General features: G+C 68.1%; 15 protein-coding genes. 3 read left to right on the forward strand and 12 right to left on the reverse strand.

Going from position 1 to position 15,374, the window contains the following annotated elements; genetic code table 11:
- Positions 1-49: 49 nt before the first annotated feature.
- The 6 genes from WAL33_RS07105 to WAL33_RS07130 all read right to left on the reverse strand — a co-directional run bounded on the left by WAL33_RS07105 (position 50) and on the right by WAL33_RS07130 (position 6,141).
- Entirely contained in the window at positions 50-1,330 is a 1,281-nt protein-coding gene (locus WAL33_RS07105; RefSeq protein ID WP_422179870.1) for an RsmB/NOP family class I SAM-dependent RNA methyltransferase, read from the reverse strand.
- 8 nt (positions 1,331-1,338) lie between these two features.
- Entirely contained in the window at positions 1,339-1,734 is a 396-nt protein-coding gene (locus WAL33_RS07110; protein WP_422179872.1) for an MAPEG family protein, read from the reverse strand.
- A gap of 2 nt (positions 1,735-1,736) precedes the next feature.
- A complete protein-coding gene (gene guaB / locus WAL33_RS07115; RefSeq protein WP_422179874.1) occupies positions 1,737-3,200 on the reverse strand; it encodes an IMP dehydrogenase in 1,464 nt (487 codons plus the stop codon).
- Positions 3,201-3,275: 75 nt separating this feature from the next.
- Positions 3,276-4,301: a potassium channel family protein gene (locus WAL33_RS07120; protein ID WP_422179876.1), complete on the reverse strand. Its 1,026-nt coding sequence runs from the start codon at positions 4,299-4,301 to the stop codon at positions 3,276-3,278.
- An 8-nt stretch (positions 4,302-4,309) separates the two neighbouring features.
- Entirely contained in the window at positions 4,310-5,017 is a 708-nt protein-coding gene (locus WAL33_RS07125; RefSeq protein ID WP_422179878.1) for an RlmE family RNA methyltransferase, read from the reverse strand.
- Complete coding sequence (locus WAL33_RS07130) at positions 5,014-6,141, reverse strand: Ppx/GppA phosphatase family protein (RefSeq protein WP_422179880.1); 1,128 nt, start codon at positions 6,139-6,141, stop codon at positions 5,014-5,016. The genes WAL33_RS07125 and WAL33_RS07130 overlap by 4 nt, the downstream gene beginning before the upstream one ends.
- Positions 6,142-6,302: 161 nt before the next feature.
- Here WAL33_RS07130 and hspQ point away from each other — a divergent pair, with 161 nt between their 5' ends.
- Both hspQ and phhA read left to right on the forward strand, forming a co-directional pair.
- Complete coding sequence (gene hspQ / locus WAL33_RS07135; protein ID WP_145687186.1) at positions 6,303-6,632, forward strand: heat shock protein HspQ; 330 nt, start codon at positions 6,303-6,305, stop codon at positions 6,630-6,632.
- 81 nt (positions 6,633-6,713) lie between these two features.
- On the forward strand, positions 6,714-7,595 hold the full coding sequence (gene phhA, locus WAL33_RS07140; protein ID WP_422179883.1) for a phenylalanine 4-monooxygenase: 882 nt from the start codon (positions 6,714-6,716) through the stop codon (positions 7,593-7,595).
- On the opposite strand, the gene WAL33_RS07145 is transcribed toward phhA, so the two are convergent.
- On the reverse strand, positions 7,553-8,764 hold the full coding sequence (locus tag WAL33_RS07145; protein ID WP_422179885.1) for an acyltransferase family protein: 1,212 nt from the start codon (positions 8,762-8,764) through the stop codon (positions 7,553-7,555). The two genes, phhA and WAL33_RS07145, sit on opposite strands and share 43 nt — an antisense overlap.
- 135 nt (positions 8,765-8,899) lie before the next feature.
- Here WAL33_RS07145 and WAL33_RS07150 point away from each other — a divergent pair, with 135 nt between their 5' ends.
- A complete protein-coding gene (locus WAL33_RS07150) occupies positions 8,900-9,700 on the forward strand; it encodes a LytTR family DNA-binding domain-containing protein (RefSeq protein ID WP_422179887.1) in 801 nt (266 codons plus the stop codon).
- Here the strand turns inward: WAL33_RS07150 and WAL33_RS07155 are convergent.
- Genes WAL33_RS07155 through WAL33_RS07175 form a run of 5 tightly spaced genes read right to left on the reverse strand, consistent with a single transcriptional unit; the run spans position 9,697 to position 15,263 of the window.
- Positions 9,697-10,209, reverse strand: a complete 513-nt coding sequence (locus WAL33_RS07155; RefSeq protein ID WP_422179889.1) for a GNAT family N-acetyltransferase — start codon at positions 10,207-10,209, stop codon at positions 9,697-9,699. The two genes, WAL33_RS07150 and WAL33_RS07155, sit on opposite strands and share 4 nt — an antisense overlap.
- 2 nt (positions 10,210-10,211) lie before the next feature.
- Entirely contained in the window at positions 10,212-11,555 is a 1,344-nt protein-coding gene (gene astB / locus WAL33_RS07160; RefSeq protein ID WP_422179891.1) for an N-succinylarginine dihydrolase, read from the reverse strand.
- Entirely contained in the window at positions 11,552-13,003 is a 1,452-nt protein-coding gene (gene astD / locus WAL33_RS07165) for a succinylglutamate-semialdehyde dehydrogenase (RefSeq protein ID WP_422179893.1), read from the reverse strand. Before astD ends, astB begins: the two co-directional genes overlap by 4 nt.
- The gene (locus tag WAL33_RS07170; RefSeq protein WP_422179895.1) at positions 13,000-14,004 is read right to left on the reverse strand and encodes an arginine N-succinyltransferase; all 1,005 of its coding nucleotides are present in this window, start codon (positions 14,002-14,004) and stop codon (positions 13,000-13,002) included. Before WAL33_RS07170 ends, astD begins: the two co-directional genes overlap by 4 nt.
- A 2-nt stretch (positions 14,005-14,006) precedes the next feature.
- Positions 14,007-15,263, reverse strand: coding sequence for a hydrolase (locus tag WAL33_RS07175; RefSeq protein ID WP_422179897.1), 1,257 nt, complete (start codon positions 15,261-15,263; stop codon positions 14,007-14,009).
- Positions 15,264-15,374 lie beyond the last annotated feature (111 nt).

Genomic DNA, 15,374 nt, shown 5'->3' on the forward strand with positions numbered 1-15,374 from the left:
CTCTCCAGCGTGTCGTTTCGGTTCGGTTCGGTCTCCCTGTCGGGAGCAATTAGGGCGCGTAGGACCCGCGCTCGATCACCGCGGCGAAGAAGCCGTCAGTGCCTGCGCGATAGGGGGTCAGACGCAGATAGCCTTCCGGCGTGATGTGTTGCTCGACGCCCGCCAGGGTGATCGGCTTGACCGAGAAGCCCGGATGGCGCTCGACGAACGCCGCCACGCGGTCCTCGTTCTCCTCGGCCAGCAGCGAGCAGGTGACGTAGATCAGGCGGCCGCCCGGCTTTACGAAGTCGCCCGCATCGGCCAGAACAGCGTCCTGCTCGATCTGGCGCTTGGCCAGTTGGTCGGGCGACAGACGCCACTTGGCGTCGGGGTGGCGGCGCCATGTGCCCGAGCCGGTGCAGGGGGCGTCGACGAACACCAGGTCCAGCTTGCCCTCCAGCCCCTTCAGCGGTTCGCCCTCGATCGGCGAGCGGATTTGCAGGTTGCGGACCCCTGCCCTTTGGCCGCGACGGATGGTGTCGGCCAGGCGGCGGGCGTCGCTGTCGTGGGCGTAGATCTGGCCGCTGTTGCCCATGGCGGCGGCCAGGGCCAGGGTCTTGCCCCCGCCCCCGGCGCAGAAGTCCAGCACCTGCTTGCCCTTGATCGGGCCGGCCAGGGCCGAGACGATCTGCGAACCCAGATCCTGGACCTCGAACCAGCCCTTGGAGAAGGCCGGCACGGCCTCGACCGACGGGGTGCGGTCGGCGGCGCCGGGCGCTGGTATGCGGAAGGCGGTGTCCAGCACGCCGGCCGGCTCGGCCCCGATCAGGGCCACGGCCTTGGCGCCGCGCTCGACGTCGGTCTTCAGCAGGTTGATGCGCAGATCGACCGGCGCGCGCTCGGCCAGGGCCGCCATCTCGGCCGCCCGGTCCTGGCCCAGGGCGCGGGTAAGATGCGGCTCCAGCCAGTCGGCATAGTCGCCAGCCACGGGGGCCGGCGCGTCGGCCAGGGCTCGCGGCGAGGCGATGCGTTCGCGCTCGGCATCGGTCAGGGCGCCGGGGCCGTGCTCCTCGCCCGTGGCTTCGGCGATGCGGTCGAGCGACCATTTCCAGTCCTGGGCCAGCACGCCCAGCACCACGCCGCGCGGGCTGTCGTCGCCCATCATCCAGCCCAGAGAACGCTTGCGGCGCAGGGCGTCCAGCGCCAGGCCCGAGACGAAGGCGCGATCCTTTGAACCCGCGTAACGGGCGCTCTCGCCCCAGCGCTTCAGCGCCATCCGTACGGGGAAATGACGCGTCTCGATCTCGGTGAGAACCTCGATCGCCGCTGCTAGTCTGCCGCCGTCGCGCATTTTTGCTTTCAGATCACCAAGGCCGCCAGGACCAGGCAGATGCCGATCAGGGAAGCCAGCCAGACCAGCGACCGGATGACCGGCACGCCGAAGGCATAGAGAAAGATGTAGACTGCTCGCGCTCCGACATAGAGCACCGCGCCATGGGCCGAGAACGTGCCCTGGCGATCACCCAGATAGACGACCAGCACGGCGGCGGCGAACAGCGGGAAGGTCTCGCGGAAATTGGCGAAGGCGCGTTCGAGACGCCCCGCCATTCCCGTCAGCACCACCGGCGTGTCGCGAGGCCCGACGTTCCACTTCAGACCGCGCTGCGGCTGGGCGGCCGCGGCCGCCCAGAGCAGATGAACCAGGCCGATCACGACGGCCAGGCCCAGCATCTGAAGTTCGAGGGCCATCCGCACGGCTAGACCGCGCTCGGATAGTTCGGCGCTTCCCGGGTGATCATCACGTCATGGACGTGGCTTTCACGCAGGCCGGCGCCGGTGATCCGCACGAAGCGGGCCCGGTCCTGGAATTCGGCGATCGTGGGGGCGCCGACATAGCCCATGGCGGCGCGAAGACCGCCAACCAGCTGGTGCAGCACCGGAGCGATGGCGCCCTTGAACGGCGTCTGGCCCTCGATGCCTTCCGGCACGAGCTTGAAGCTGTCGGTCACTTCCTTCTGGAAGTAGCGGTCGGCCGAGCCGCGGGCCATGGCGCCCACCGAGCCCATGCCGCGATAGCTCTTGTACGAGCGGCCCTGGTACAGGAACACCTCGCCGGGCGCCTCTTCGGTGCCGGCGAACATCGAGCCCATCATGGCGGTCGAGGCCCCGGCCGCGATGGCCTTGGCCAGGTCGCCCGAATATTTGATGCCGCCGTCGGCGATGACCGGCGTTCCGCTTTCCCTGGCGGCGCGGACGGCCTCCATGATCGCGGTCAGCTGCGGCACGCCCACGCCCGCGACGATGCGGGTGGTGCAGATCGAGCCCGGGCCGATGCCGACCTTCACCGCGTCGGCGCCGGCGTCGATCAGGGCGCGAGCGGCGTCGTAGGTGGCGATGTTGCCGGCCACGATCTGAACCCGGTTGGCTTCGCGCTTCAGCCGCGACACGGCGGCCGTGACCTGACTGGAGTGGCCATGGGCGGTGTCGATGACGACGACGTCGACGCCGGCTTCCACCAGTCCCATCGAACGCTCGAAGCCGGCGTCGCCGACGGTCGAGGCCGCACCGACCAGTAACCGGCCCTTGTCGTCCTTGGCGGCCAGGGGATGAGCCTGGGCCTTCTCGATGTCCTTGACGGTGATCAGGCCGACGGCGCGATAGGAGTCGTCGACGACGATCAGGCGCTCGATCTTGTGCTTGCGCAGCAGCTCGCGCGCCTCGCGGTGATCGATGCCTTCCGAAACCGTGATCAGGTTCTCGCGGGTCATCAGCGCCGAGGCCGGGACCTTGTCGTCGCCCTCGAAGCGCATGTCGCGGTTGGTCAGGATGCCGACCAGCTTGCCGCTCTTGGCCTCGACCACGGGGAAGCCCGAGATCTTGCGGCGGGCCTTGATCTCGCGGATCTCGGCCAGGGTGGTGTCGGGATTGATGGTCAGCGGATTGATGACCATGCCGCTTTCGTACCGCTTCACTTCGCGCACGTGGTCGGCTTGTTCGTCCACCGTCATGTTACGGTGCAGGATGCCCATGCCGCCGGCCTGGGCCATGGCGATGGCGAGCCGGCTTTCGGTGACCGTGTCCATGGCGGCGGACACGAGCGGGATGTTCAGACTGATTTCACGCGTGAACTTGGTCTCGGTCGTCACCTGGGTGGGCATGACGTCTGACGGACCGGGTTCGAGCAAAACGTCGTCGAAGGTGAGCCCTTCGCGAATCTCCATTGGAGTCTCCATTTTGCGAGCCGCGTATACCGGCGCCCCCTGGGCTTGTCGAGGCCGCCCGAGGAATTCGGCGCTCTAACCGACAATCGTCTCGGGGTTGGGAACGCCCATGCGGGAGATCACAACCAAACCATCGCCCGGTCGGATGACGTCGTTGGCGCCGGGCCGCAGAGCGCCGCCCTCGCGGCGATCGATGCGAACCACCAGCAGGCCGCCTCCCCGCCGCTCGAACTCGCCCACGGTGATCTGACGCCCGCCGAACGCGGCGGGCGCGACGATCACGCCCAGCTCGAGGCCCATGCTGGTAAGCGACGCGGCGCTGCCGGCCTCGTCGGTGACGGCGCCTTGCAGATACTCCGCCAGCTTTGGGAACAGGATCAGCTCGGCGATCCGCTCGGCGCCGATGTGGGTTGGCAGGATCACCTTGTCGGCGCCCGCCTGGATCAACTTGCGCTCGGTGGACGGCCTCTCGCCGCGGGCGATGATCTCCAGTCCGGCGTTGAGGCTTCGCGCCGACAGCGTGATGAACACGTTGGCCGCGTCGTCGGGCAGGACGCTGGCCAACACCCGGGCGCGCTCCACGTGGACGGCGCGCAGCACGTCCTCGTCGGTCGCATCGGCATGGCGGCACAGATAACCCAGTTCGCGGGCCTCCTGGCAGCGCTCCGCCTCTCGCTCGATGACGACGAAGGTCTCACCCGCCATGGACAGGTCCGCGGCCAGCATGAGGCCGATCCGGCCAAATCCGCAGATGATGATGTGGCCGTCGAGGCGTTCGATATCGCGTTCCACGCGCTTTCCAAAAAACTGTTCCAGCTGCGACTGGGTGAGCGCCTGCACGAGCGCGCCGGTGACCATGATCACACCCGTGCACCCAAACAGCATCGTGGCCATGGTGACGGTATGCAAGTAGTCGGTGTCGATGGGGCGAACTTCGCCATAACCGACGGTGAAGATGGTCAGGGTGACCATGTAGAGGGCGTCGTCGAAGGACCAACCCGCTTCCATGTAGGCGATCACCGCGACGAGGGCGATCATCAGCACGAACAGGATCGCGATCAGGAGATTGCGGAACGGGCGCGCCGTCACCCCCTCGAGCACGCCCGCCCTCACCGCCCCTTGAACCCCGTCGCCACCAGGAAGACCTCGGAGCTGTCGCTGCGGCTGGCCTTGGGCTTGAAGTGCACGACCTTGTCGAAGTGCTTTTTCAGCTGGCCGATCACCGCCGCGGTCTCGCCGCCCTGGAAGGCCTTGGCCACGAAAGCCCCCCCAGGCTTGAGCACCTCGATGGCGAAGTCAGCGCCGATCTCGATCAGGCCGACGATGCGCAGGTGGTCGGTCTCGCGATGGCCGACCGTGTTGGGGGCCATGTCGGACATCACCAGGTCCGGCGCGCCGCCCAGCAGGTCCAGCATCTTGGGCGGACAGGCCGGGTCGGTGAAATCCATCTCCAGGATGTGGGCGGGCGCCACCGGATCGACCGGCAGCAGATCGACGCCGACGATGTCGGTCACGCCGCGTTCGGTGGCCATCTGCAGCCAGCCGCCCGGCGCGCAGCCCAGGTCGATGACGCGCGCCCCTTTCTTGAAGAAGCGATACTTGTCGTCGATCTCGCTGATCTTGAACGCCGCGCGGCTGCGATAGCCCAGGGCGCGAGCCTTGGCCGAGAACGGGTCGTTGATCTGCCGCTCCAGCCAGTGCTGCTGCGAGGGCGTGCGGCCAAAGGCGGTCTTCAGGCGCGCCGGCTTGGTGCGACCGCTGTCATTGCCGCCGGCCGGCGGCTTGACCATGCGCTTGCGGGGAGGTTCGTCGTTCATGCGTTCACCGTCGAGGGGCGGGAAGCCCGACCAGAGCCGCCTCGCCGACGCCGGCGCGGCTTCTTCTGCTGATCGGACATCAAGGACATCAGAAGACCTTCTCTAAGCCCCCGATCGGCGACACGCACGCGAGAACACGGCCAAAGCTCCTGAACGGCCTGCAGGATCGCCGCCCCGGCCAGCACCAGATCGGCTCGGTCAGCCCCGATGCAAGGCTCCAGCGCCCGCTCCTTGGCGGTCAGGGTCAACAGCCGGTCGGCCGCCGCCTCGCACTCGTGACGCTGCATCCACAGGCCGTCGACGATGTTGCGATCGTAGCGCGGCAGCCCAAGGTGCAGGCCGGCCAGGCTGGTGATCGCGCCGGACGTGCCGACCATGTGGGCCCGGTCGTCCTCGAACAGGCGACGCATGGGCTCGGCGTGTGGGAAGGCGTCGATGCGCGTCTTGACCGCGTCGACCATGGCCCGAAACCAGCCCTCCTCAACCCGCTCGCCCTCGGGAAAGCGCTCGGCCAGGGTGACCACGCCGATCGGGATCGACAGCCAGGCCTTAATGGGCAGTTTCCAGGTCGCGAACTGGCGCGGCTTGCTGTCGAGCCCGTCGCCCTTGAGGTCCACCCAGGACAACTCGGTCGAACCGCCGCCGACATCGACCACCAAGGCCGCCTCGGCGTTGCGGTCGAACAGGCTCATGCAGCCGGCCACCGACAGCTGGGCCTCTTCCTTGGGCGTGATGATCTGCAGCCGCAGCCCCGTCTCCTCGGCGACGCGGCGGACGAAGTCAGGACCATTGGCCGCACCCCGGCAGGCCTGAGTGGCCACGGCCTTCACGCGCACCACCTTGCGACGGCGGATCTTTTCAGCGCAGACCTTCAGGGCGGCCATGGAACGGTCCATGGCTTCGTCCGAAAGCTGTCCGGTCTGGGAAAGTCCCTCGCCCAGACGCACGATGCGGGAATAGGCCTCGACGACGCGGAATCCGCGCGGCGAAGGGGTCGCCACCAACAGGCGGCAGTTGTTCGTACCCAGGTCGAGCGCCGCATAGCACGACTGCTCGCCTGGCGGCCGGCGCCGGCCCGAGCCCGAAGGCTGAGGCGCGCCGGGCGCTCTCGGCGCCTCCGACATGGTCGTTCCACCTTGTCTCGCAGGCGATTCGCACCGAACCGCCTCACTTCGAGAGCGAGCATAGCGGTCGGATTCCCCCGCCGAAAGGCCTCGCCTTGTCATCCGGTCACGGAACTCTACGTTCAGATTCCAGTCAGGAGACTCGGTGTAGATTGCCGGGCATGAACTCGAGACTCGCCAAATTCGCGATCGGCCAAGTGGTCAAACACCGGATCTTCCCCTTCCGGGGCGTGGTGTTCGACGTCGACCCCGTGTTCGCCAACACCGAGGAATGGTGGAACTCCATTCCCGAGGACATCCGGCCGACCAAGGACCAGCCGTTCTACCACCTGCTGGCCGAGAACGACGACAACACCTATGTCGCCTATGTCTCCGAGCAGAACCTGCTGGCCGACGAAACCGGCGAGCCGGTCGGCCACCCGCAAGCGGCGGTGATCTTCGAGAGCTTCGATCACGGCGCCTACAAGCTTCGCCCCCGGATTTCGCACTAGGCGCAAGCTCTCTCCGAGAGATCCCGGTTCTCACGCAAAATCCGAACGGAATTTGCCACGAACCGGGCGTAACGTCGTCTGATGAGCGCAGACGGTTTTAGCAGCGGCCCTCCGCCCGGCGCGGCCGCCGATTGGACGATCGATCAGGGCTGGGAAAACTATGCCCAGGCCGAGCATGATGTCTGGATCACCCTTTACGAACGCCAGACCGCCCTGTTGCCGGGCCGGGCCTGCGACGAGTTCCTGCGCGGGCTCGACGCTCTGGATTTGCATCGCTCGGGCATTCCCGATTTCAAGCGGATCAACGAAGAGCTTCAGCGCCTGACCGGCTGGAGCGTGGTGGCCGTGCCCGGGTTGGTGCCCGACGACGTGTTCTTCGACCATCTGGCCAACCGCCGCTTCCCGGCGGGCCAGTTCATCCGCAAGCCGCATGAACTGGACTACCTGCAGGAACCCGACATCTTCCACGATGTATTCGGCCACGTGCCGATGCTGACGGACCCGACCTTCGCAGACTACATGCAGGCCTATGGCCAGGGCGGCCAGCGGGCTCTGGGCCTGGGGCGGCTGGCTAACCTGGCCCGCCTCTACTGGTACACGGTCGAGTTCGGCCTGTTGGAGACCAAGGCGGGCCCGCGAATCTACGGGGCCGGCATCGTCTCCTCGCGCACGGAGTCGATCTTCGCCCTCGACGATCCCTCCCCCAACCGCATCGGCTTCGACCTGGAGCGGGTGATGCGCACGCCCTACCGGATCGACGACTTCCAGCAGGTTTATTTCGTCATCCCCTCGATCCAGACGCTGCAGGAGGTGACCTTGCGCGACTTCGGAGCGTTATACGACCGCCTGGCCGGCGCCAGCGACCTCGGCATCGCCGAGATCACCAGCGCCGACCGGGTGATCACCGCGGGCAGCCAGGCCTATGCGAAGGCCGGTGGCCGACTTGCCTCGGCGGGCGGCTGACCTTTCAGGCCGAACAGCATCCGCACGCCCGGAACGCGCCGGACGATCTCGTAGGTCGCGAAGCAGCCGGCGAAGGTCAGAACGATCAGGATCGCGGCCTCGAGGGCCTGAGGCAGGCCCAGCTTGGCCAGATGGTGGGCGGCGACCACGATCAGGGTCTGATGCACCAAATAGAACGGGAAGACACCCAGGGTCAGATAGCGCAACGCCGGCCCGCCGCGATTCAGACGCCTGGCGCCGAAACCCAAGATGGCGGCGATCGCGCACCAGGTGTCGGTCGCATAGACGAAGCGCATCGCGAACCGCAGGGCTTCAGGCGGAGCGGCATTCTCGGCCCGGTAAATCCAGGCATAGCTCGCCCAAGCCACATAGGCCGCCACGGCCAGGCTTAGTGCGGGCCAGCGCGCGGCGATCAAGCGTTCGCGCAGGACCTCGGACTTGGCCAGGCCGAAGCCGATGAGGAACGCCGAGAACGACACCGCATGCACGTAGTAGTCGCCGACCAAGGCGTGGGTTTCGCCATAGCGCGGATAGAGCCAGGCGCGGATCAGGCCCAGGAAAACGATCGGCCACAGGATGAGCCCAGGCCCGCTCAACACGCGCTCGGCGCCGGCCTGGATATAAACGCCTGATCGCTTCCAGAGCAGCAGCAGTCCGGCCAGCGCCAGGGTGTAGACCAGCAAATAGGCCACGAACCACATGTGGTTCCAGGTCGGCGTGACCAGACACCCATCCGGACCGCACCAGTGGCCCGACGCCGTCACATAGCGGATCCAGAAGTTGTCGAGGATCGAGGCCGGCGCGCCCGGATGGGCCGTCACGTACTCGACGATCTGGTAGTAGGACTGCGGCGGCACGATCACGAACATCGCAAACAGCAGCGGCGGGGCCAGACGGCCGATCCGGGCGCCAGTCAGCTTGGCGACCGGAACCTTGTCGGCCATGAACCGCGTCGCCGCGCCCGAGACCAGGAACAGCAGGGTCAGGCGCCACGGATTGGTCAGCATCATCAGCGGTTCCAGCGCTTCGACGGGATGCGGCGACTTCACGTGCCAGTCCCAGGGCACATAGAACATGCCGACGTGGTACAGGATCAGCAGGAAGAACGCGCCGACCCGAATCCAGTCGAGGTCGTATCGGCGGTCAGGGATCGAAGCGGTCGAAAGCATGACAGGGCGTCCGGCTTGAAAAACGATGCGAACGTCGTGGCCCGCACCGCCGCCCGAGGCCAAGCGCCTGGGGACCAGCGGCCGCCGGCAGGGACGAGCGGAAAAGCGTCCGGGACCAGCGGCGCGCTTTTCGGGATGAACGGCGAAGAGCGGCAGGGCATCGGACGCGCCTGGCTGCTGGGCGCCTCTCTGATCTCGTGCATCTCCGTGGTCAACGTCCTGACCATCCGCCACGACGCGCCGCATTTCGGCACGCTGGCCCCTGCCATTTGGGAAGGCAGCAGCGCGCTGGTGACCGTGGCGATCTTCATGATCCCCGCCGCGGTCGCTCTGTGGACCACGCGGACAGCACCGCGCTGGTGGCGGGCCCTTCCCGTTCACCTTGTGGCGGTGGTTCTTTACTCGATGCTGCACGTCGCCGGCTTCGTGGCGTTGCGAAAGCTGGCCTACTGGACCTTGATGGACGGCCCCTACGAGTTTGGGCCGCTGTCCTCGGAGTTCCCCTACGAATTCCGCAAGGACCTGATGGCCTATGGCCTGGCTTCGATCATCTACTACCTGTCCTTAAGGCGCAGCGCGCGTGAGGCCGTGCTCGCCCAGACGGCGTCGGCGCCCGCCAGCTTCGACATCCGCGACGGCGCGCGCCTGGTGCGCGTTCCTGTCTCCGAGATCCTGGCCGTGCGCTCGGCCGGCAACTATGCCGAGTTCCTGCTGGCCGACGGCCGGCGGCCCCTGATGCGTTCGTCGCTCAGCGCGCTCGAGACCCAGATGGTCAAGCACGGCTTCCTGCGCACCCATCGCTCCTGGCTGGTCAATCCGGCACGGGTGACCGGTCTGCGCCCTGAGGGCTCGGGCGACTATGCGGTCGAGTTGGGCGCGGTCGAGGTCCCGCTGTCGCGGCGCTTTCCCCAGACCCTGTCCGCGTTGCGCGGCTAGTCCAGCAGCAGGCCCATGACAATGTCGTCCTCGACGTGGCCGTCGGGATAGCGACCACGACCGATCATGCGCCCCTCGATCTGGAACCCCAGCCTTTGATAGAGCCGCTGGGCGCCGAGGTTGGCCGCGCCAGTCCACAGCTCGATCCGACCGATCGGCGGCGTCATCGTCCGGGCGACCTCGATCAGGGCGCGGAACAGGGCCGAGCCGACGCCCCTGCCCTGCCAGTCCGGATCGACCGCCACGGTCAGGTCGGTCAGCACATGGGCGAAGATCGCCACCTTCATCCGCTCGACATGCAGCTCGCCGCACACCGCGCCGTCGACGTCCACGGCCACCAGGTTCACTCCGCCGTCCGTCGCGACCGCGATGGCGTGGGCGACATAGTCGGCCGTCACTTCGTCAGGCTGGCGCGCCAGGCCGCCGGGACGGGCGGCGACCTTGCGATGCAAGGCCAGGATCGCGCTCGCATCGTCGGGCGTCGCGGGGCGAACGCTGAAGTCGGTCATGCTCAGCCGGCTCTCTGGAACGGATAGAAGTCTCCGCCAAGGTCGAGGATCGTCGTCAATTCGTCCAGCGCCTCGCGGCTCTCGACGATCAGCGCCGGATCGGTCAGGTCGGCCGGGGCGAGTCGGTCGCGATAGTGGCGCTCGGCCCACGTGTTCAGGCGATCGTGCAGGTTCGCATCCAGCCGCTGGCCGGGATTGGTCGCCGCCAGCTCGACGTCGGTAAGCACCACCCGCAGCCTCAGGCAGGCCGGGCCGCCGCCGTTGCGCATGCTCTGGCGCACATCGACATACTCCACCCGGCCGATCGGGCCGTTCGAACCCGCCAGGGCCTGGGCGGCCGCGTGGGCCCGCGGATTGTCGCGCGTCTCGCCCGGCGCCAGCAGCACCAGGCGATCCTCGCCGGGCAGGACCAGCAGTTGGGAATTGAACAGATAGCTCTTCACCAGGTCGTCCATCGGCAGGTCAGCCTCGCTGATCTCGACGAAGACCGGTTCGAACAGACCGTCGGCCGCGCGGCGGACGCCTTCCTCCATCGCCGCGCGATCCTCGAAGGCGCGCTCATGGAACAGCAGGCACTCGCGCGTGCCGACACAGACCACGTCATTGTGGAACGCCCCGGCCTCGATCGCGGCCTTAGCCTGACGGGCGAAGACGCCGCGCGCCGCGCCGTGGCGACGCGCGATCGCCTCGAAGGCCTCGCGAGTCTGGCGAGCGGGGTAACGGCCGTCCCAGTGCTCGAACGCTTCGCGTCCCCACACGAACAGATTGACCCCGGCCTCGCCATGGTCGGCGCACAACCGCACATGGTTGGCCGCCCCCTCGTCGGCGAAGTGCGCCTGGGCCGGCAGCGGGTCGTGCACGGCGAACCGCCTCTCGTCAGGGAACAAGCGGCGCAGGGCCCGGGCCGTCTGCCGGCCCTCCAGGCTACGGTGCAGATTGGTCAGCAGATTGGCGGGCGTGAAATGCACCCGGCCGTCGGCGGTGTCGGCGCTGGGCGTGACCGTGGCGGCGTTGGCGGCCCACATCGGCGAGGCCGAGCAAGACGCCGCCGCCAACGCCGGCGCGTCTTTCCAGGCCTTTTCCAGCACCTGCGCGTCCGAGCCTGAAAAGCCGATCGCCCGCAGCAGCGTCAGATCCGGCCGCTCGTGCGGCGGCAGCACGAACTGCGGCACGCCCCAGTCGGCCAGCTTGCGCATCTTGGTCAGGCCTTCCAGCACCGCGGCGCGCGGGTTGGAAACTTCGCCGGCGTTGATCTGACTGGCGATGTTGCCGGGCGACAGCCCGACATACGAGTGGGTCGGCCCCACCAGACCGTCGCAATTGACCTCGACCGCCCGCGAGGTCATTCGCGCAGGCCCTTGATATCACTCAGGGTATTGATCACGCCTTGCGCTTCGAAACTGGCCACGGGATAGGCGCAATAGTCGGCGGCGTAATAGGCGCTGGGCCGGTGGTTGCCCGAGCTGCCAAGGCCGCCGAATGGCATGGTCCCGGCCGCCCCCGTGGTCGGCCGGTTCCAGTTGACGACGCCGGCCCGGATGCGCTTGAGGAATTGGTCCCAACGTGCTGTTTCGTTGGAGATAAGTCCGGCTGAAAGTCCATACCGCGTGGCGTTGGCGGCGGCGATCGCCTCGTCGAACGATCCGACCCGGCGCACCTGCAGGAGCGGCGCGAACAGCTCCTCGTCGGGCACGGTCTCGCCAGTGACGTCGATCAGGCCCGGCGAGACGAACGCCCCGCTCAGACCGTCGACCGCCGTCATGGCGCGCACGGTCTGGCCGGGCATGGCCTCGGCGCCGGCCAGGGCCATGGCGGCGGCGCGGTCGGAGATCAACGGCCCCATGAACGGCTCTTCGGGGCCATTCCAGGGACCGATCACCAGGCGTTCGGACAAGGCCGCCACGGCGTCGATCACCGCCCGCCCCGTCGCGTCGTCCGGGACAATCAGCCGCCGGGCGCACGAGCACCGCTGGCCGGTGGTGATGAAGGCGGACTGCACGACCAGGGCGGCCACGGCCTCGGCGTCGCCAGCCTCCCAGACCACCAGCGGATTGTTGCCGCCCAGCTCCAGCGCCAGGATCACGTCCGGCCGGTCGGCGAAGTGGCGGCGGAAAAAGGCGCCGGCGCTGGCCGAGCCGGTGAACAGCAGGCCGTCGATCTCCTGGTCGATCAGGGCCTGGCCGACCTCGCGCCCGCCCTGAACCAGGTTGACGACGCCGGGCGGCACGCCGGCCGCTTCCAAGGCTTCGACCAACAGCTGGCCGGCCAGGGGCGTTTCCTCCGACGGCTTGAACACCACGGTGTCGCCCGCCAGCAGGGCCGGCACGATGTGGCCGTTGGGGAGGTGGCCGGGGAAGTTGAACGGTCCCAGCACGGCCATCACCCCATGCGGACGATGGCGCAGCACCGCGCGGCCGAAAGCCATCTGGCTGGCGTGCTCGCCGGTGCGTTCGTCATAGGCCTTGATCGAGGCCTCGACCTTGCCGGCCATCGAGCCCAGCTCGGCCTTGGTCTCCCACAGCGCCTTGCCGGTCTCGCGGCTCAGAGCCTCGGCGAAGGCCGCCGTGTTGGCGACGAGCGCATCCTTATACCGGCGCAGGACCGCGATCCGCGCCTCGCGCGGCAGATCGGCCCAAGCAGGGAAAGCCTTGCGAGCGGCTGCGACCGCCGCCGCCACGTCGGTCGGACTGGCCGTCGCCTGGCGCCAGATCACCTCGCCGGTGGTCGGATCGACCGAGGTCGCCTCGGAACCCGCGCCGCCCCGCCAGACGCCGTCGACGAATACGCCCTTCATGCCTTCACCCGCACCATTTCGCCGTCCTTGACGCCCAGGGCCGCCGCGGCGTCCCGGCCGATGACGGCGCTCTCGCCGTCGATCAGCACCGGCGCGCGCACGGCCCGGAAACGGGCGATCGCGCCCGAGCAGACCAGGGCCTCCTCGCCATAGGCGTCCTCGCCCAGCCGCACGCGCAACCGCCGGCCCTCACGCACCGTCTTGATGTCGTCGCGTCGCGCCGCCACCGTCGGGCCTGCGTCGAAGATGTCGACTAGCCCCGCGAAGCGAAAACCCTCGGCCTCCAGCATGGCCCGCGCCGCCTCGCCTTCGCGGTGCACGCGGCCGATGGTCTCCGAGGCCGCCTGGGGCAACAGTTCGGCGTAGATCGGATGACGCGGCGCCAAATCCAGGATGAACTGGCCGTCGGTGGAGGCGCTCATCATGTCGGCCTCGTCGAATTCCAGTCGGAAGAACTTGCTCGCCACATGGTCCCAGAACGGACAGCCGCCGTCGTCGTCGAACCAGCCGCGCAGCTCGGCCAGCACCATTTCGGCGAAGCGTTGCGGCTCCAGCCCGATCAGCATGTAGCGCGACTGGGCCAGCAGCCTCCCGGCCCCGCCCTTGCGGCGCTCGGGTTTGAGGAACAGCGAACCGACCTCCGACCAGCCGGCGCACTCGTTGACCAGCACCAGGGCCCGGTGGTCGAACCGCTTGTCCAGGGTCGGCGAAGACTGGGCCAGAGTCACGACGCGGAACGAGAAATGCGGGCGCTTGAGGCCCACCCCCGCCTTCACCCCGGCCACGCCGATCACGTCGCCTTCCGCCAAGTCCTCGAGCATCAGGGTGAACCAGGCCTCGGGCGCGGCGACTTCGGACTGGAAACTGGCCTCGGACAACGCCAGGCGGGCGCGCAGGGTCTGCTCATCCTCCGGCAGGCTGGTGAAGCCACGGCCCGACAACACGGCCAGCTCCATCAGGCTGTCGAAATCGGCGGGCGTCGCGGGACGGACGACAAGCATGCTCAACGAGTCTCCGCGAGATCGGTCATGGCGGCGCGCAGGGCGGGACCGTCGATCTCGCTGCTCGCCAGTTTCATCAGGATCAGGGCCGACAGCTGGGCGCGCTCGACAAAGCTGTCGGGCCATGCGTGCTCGGCTTCGCTGTGGATGTCGCCGCCACGAACCCCCAGGGTGTCGACGTTGGGAAGGCCCGAAGCGAACAGGTTATTGCCCTCGCAGACCCCGCCGGACGGTTTCCAGGCGATCTCCTGCCCCAGCAGCGCGCCGGCCTCCTTCACCGCCCCGAACAAGCGCTGCTGAGCGGCGTTGAACGGCTTGGCTCCGCGGGTGATGCGGCCGTGCAGATGGGCGTGCAACCCCTCGCCCGTGGAAGCGGTGATCTTGCCGATCTCGTCCTCGAACCAGGCCGCGTCCTCGTCCGCCGGGAAGCGCACGTTGAAACGGACCACGGCGACGTCAGGCACCATGTTCAGCGGCGAGCCGCCGTCGATCTTGGCGATGTTGCAGGTCACACCCTCGCGCTGCCCGTTCAGGGCGTGCAGAGCCTGGGCGATCCGCGCGGCCTCCATCACCGCGTTGCGGCCTGCGGGGAAGTCGCGACCGGCGTGGGCGGCCTTGCCGTGGACCACGATGTGGAAGTTGCCCGATCCCTTGCGGGCGCTGGCCAGAGACCCGTCGGCCAAGGCCGGCTCGTAGGTCAGGCCCACATGTCCCAGGTGCGCGAACTGCGCCAGAATCGGGGCCGAGGCGACCGAGCCGATCTCCTCGTCGGGCGACAGCAGCACGCGATAGCCGACCCGCGCGGCCAGAGGGTGACGCTCGAAAGCCTCCAGCGCCGCCAGCATGACCGAAATTCCGCCCTTCATGTCGGCGATCCCCGGTCCGTGCAGGGCGCCGTCCGGGCGCGTCGTGACCGTCCGGAAGGCCGAGGTCTCGGGATAGACGGTGTCGTAGTGGCCGGTCAGCACGACCTGGACCGGCGCTTCGGGCCGCACGACCACGGCGATCGCCGCTGGATGGGCTTGCTCGCCGATCCGACCATCGGAACCGACCTCAGGCGAGGCGCCCAGCGGGATGTCGGTGGGCGCGGCCGGAAGGCCGGCGAAGGCGTCGAGCAAAACTTGCCGCTGACGCTCTAGACCGCCCAGGTGCCGGCTTCCGGAGTTTATGGCGCACCAGGCCACCGCCCGATCGATGATCAGGGGCCCCTGATCGGCCAGATGTCGCAGAACGGCGCGATCCTCGTCGTTGAGTCGCATGAATCCACTGTCTCCCTCAGTTCAAAACTAAACCAAGGGCCGCGGACAATTCGTGCTTCCTCGAACGGGGAAACCGGTAGCCCGCGCAACAGCCTTGCTCCGAATAGGACC

It is taken from the genome of Caulobacter sp., from assembly GCF_049283275.1.
In the GTDB taxonomy this organism is placed as follows: Bacteria; Pseudomonadota; Alphaproteobacteria; order Caulobacterales; family Caulobacteraceae; genus Caulobacter.

Excerpts from the sequence above, each read along its gene's own strand:
- WAL33_RS07170 (WP_422179895.1), bottom strand. The coding sequence starts at position 14,004 with ATGCTTGTCGTCCGTCCCGCGACGCCCGCCGATTTCGACAGCCTGATG.
- guaB (WP_422179874.1), bottom strand. The coding sequence starts at position 3,200 with ATGGAGATTCGCGAAGGGCTCACCTTCGACGACGTTTTGCTCGAACCC.
- WAL33_RS07105 (WP_422179870.1), bottom strand. The coding sequence starts at position 1,330 with ATGCGCGACGGCGGCAGACTAGCAGCGGCGATCGAGGTTCTCACCGAG.
- WAL33_RS07145 (WP_422179885.1), bottom strand. The coding sequence starts at position 8,764 with ATGCTTTCGACCGCTTCGATCCCTGACCGCCGATACGACCTCGACTGG.
- astD (WP_422179893.1), bottom strand. The coding sequence starts at position 13,003 with ATGAAGGGCGTATTCGTCGACGGCGTCTGGCGGGGCGGCGCGGGTTCC.
- astB (WP_422179891.1), bottom strand. The coding sequence starts at position 11,555 with ATGACCTCGCGGGCGGTCGAGGTCAATTGCGACGGTCTGGTGGGGCCG.
- WAL33_RS07150 (WP_422179887.1), top strand. The coding sequence starts at position 8,900 with ATGAACGGCGAAGAGCGGCAGGGCATCGGACGCGCCTGGCTGCTGGGC.
- WAL33_RS07130 (WP_422179880.1), bottom strand. The coding sequence starts at position 6,141 with ATGTCGGAGGCGCCGAGAGCGCCCGGCGCGCCTCAGCCTTCGGGCTCG.
- hspQ (WP_145687186.1), top strand. The coding sequence starts at position 6,303 with ATGAACTCGAGACTCGCCAAATTCGCGATCGGCCAAGTGGTCAAACAC.
- WAL33_RS07155 (WP_422179889.1), bottom strand. The coding sequence starts at position 10,209 with ATGACCGACTTCAGCGTTCGCCCCGCGACGCCCGACGATGCGAGCGCG.
- WAL33_RS07175 (WP_422179897.1), bottom strand. The coding sequence starts at position 15,263 with ATGCGACTCAACGACGAGGATCGCGCCGTTCTGCGACATCTGGCCGAT.
- phhA (WP_422179883.1), top strand. The coding sequence starts at position 6,714 with ATGAGCGCAGACGGTTTTAGCAGCGGCCCTCCGCCCGGCGCGGCCGCC.
- WAL33_RS07125 (WP_422179878.1), bottom strand. The coding sequence starts at position 5,017 with ATGAACGACGAACCTCCCCGCAAGCGCATGGTCAAGCCGCCGGCCGGC.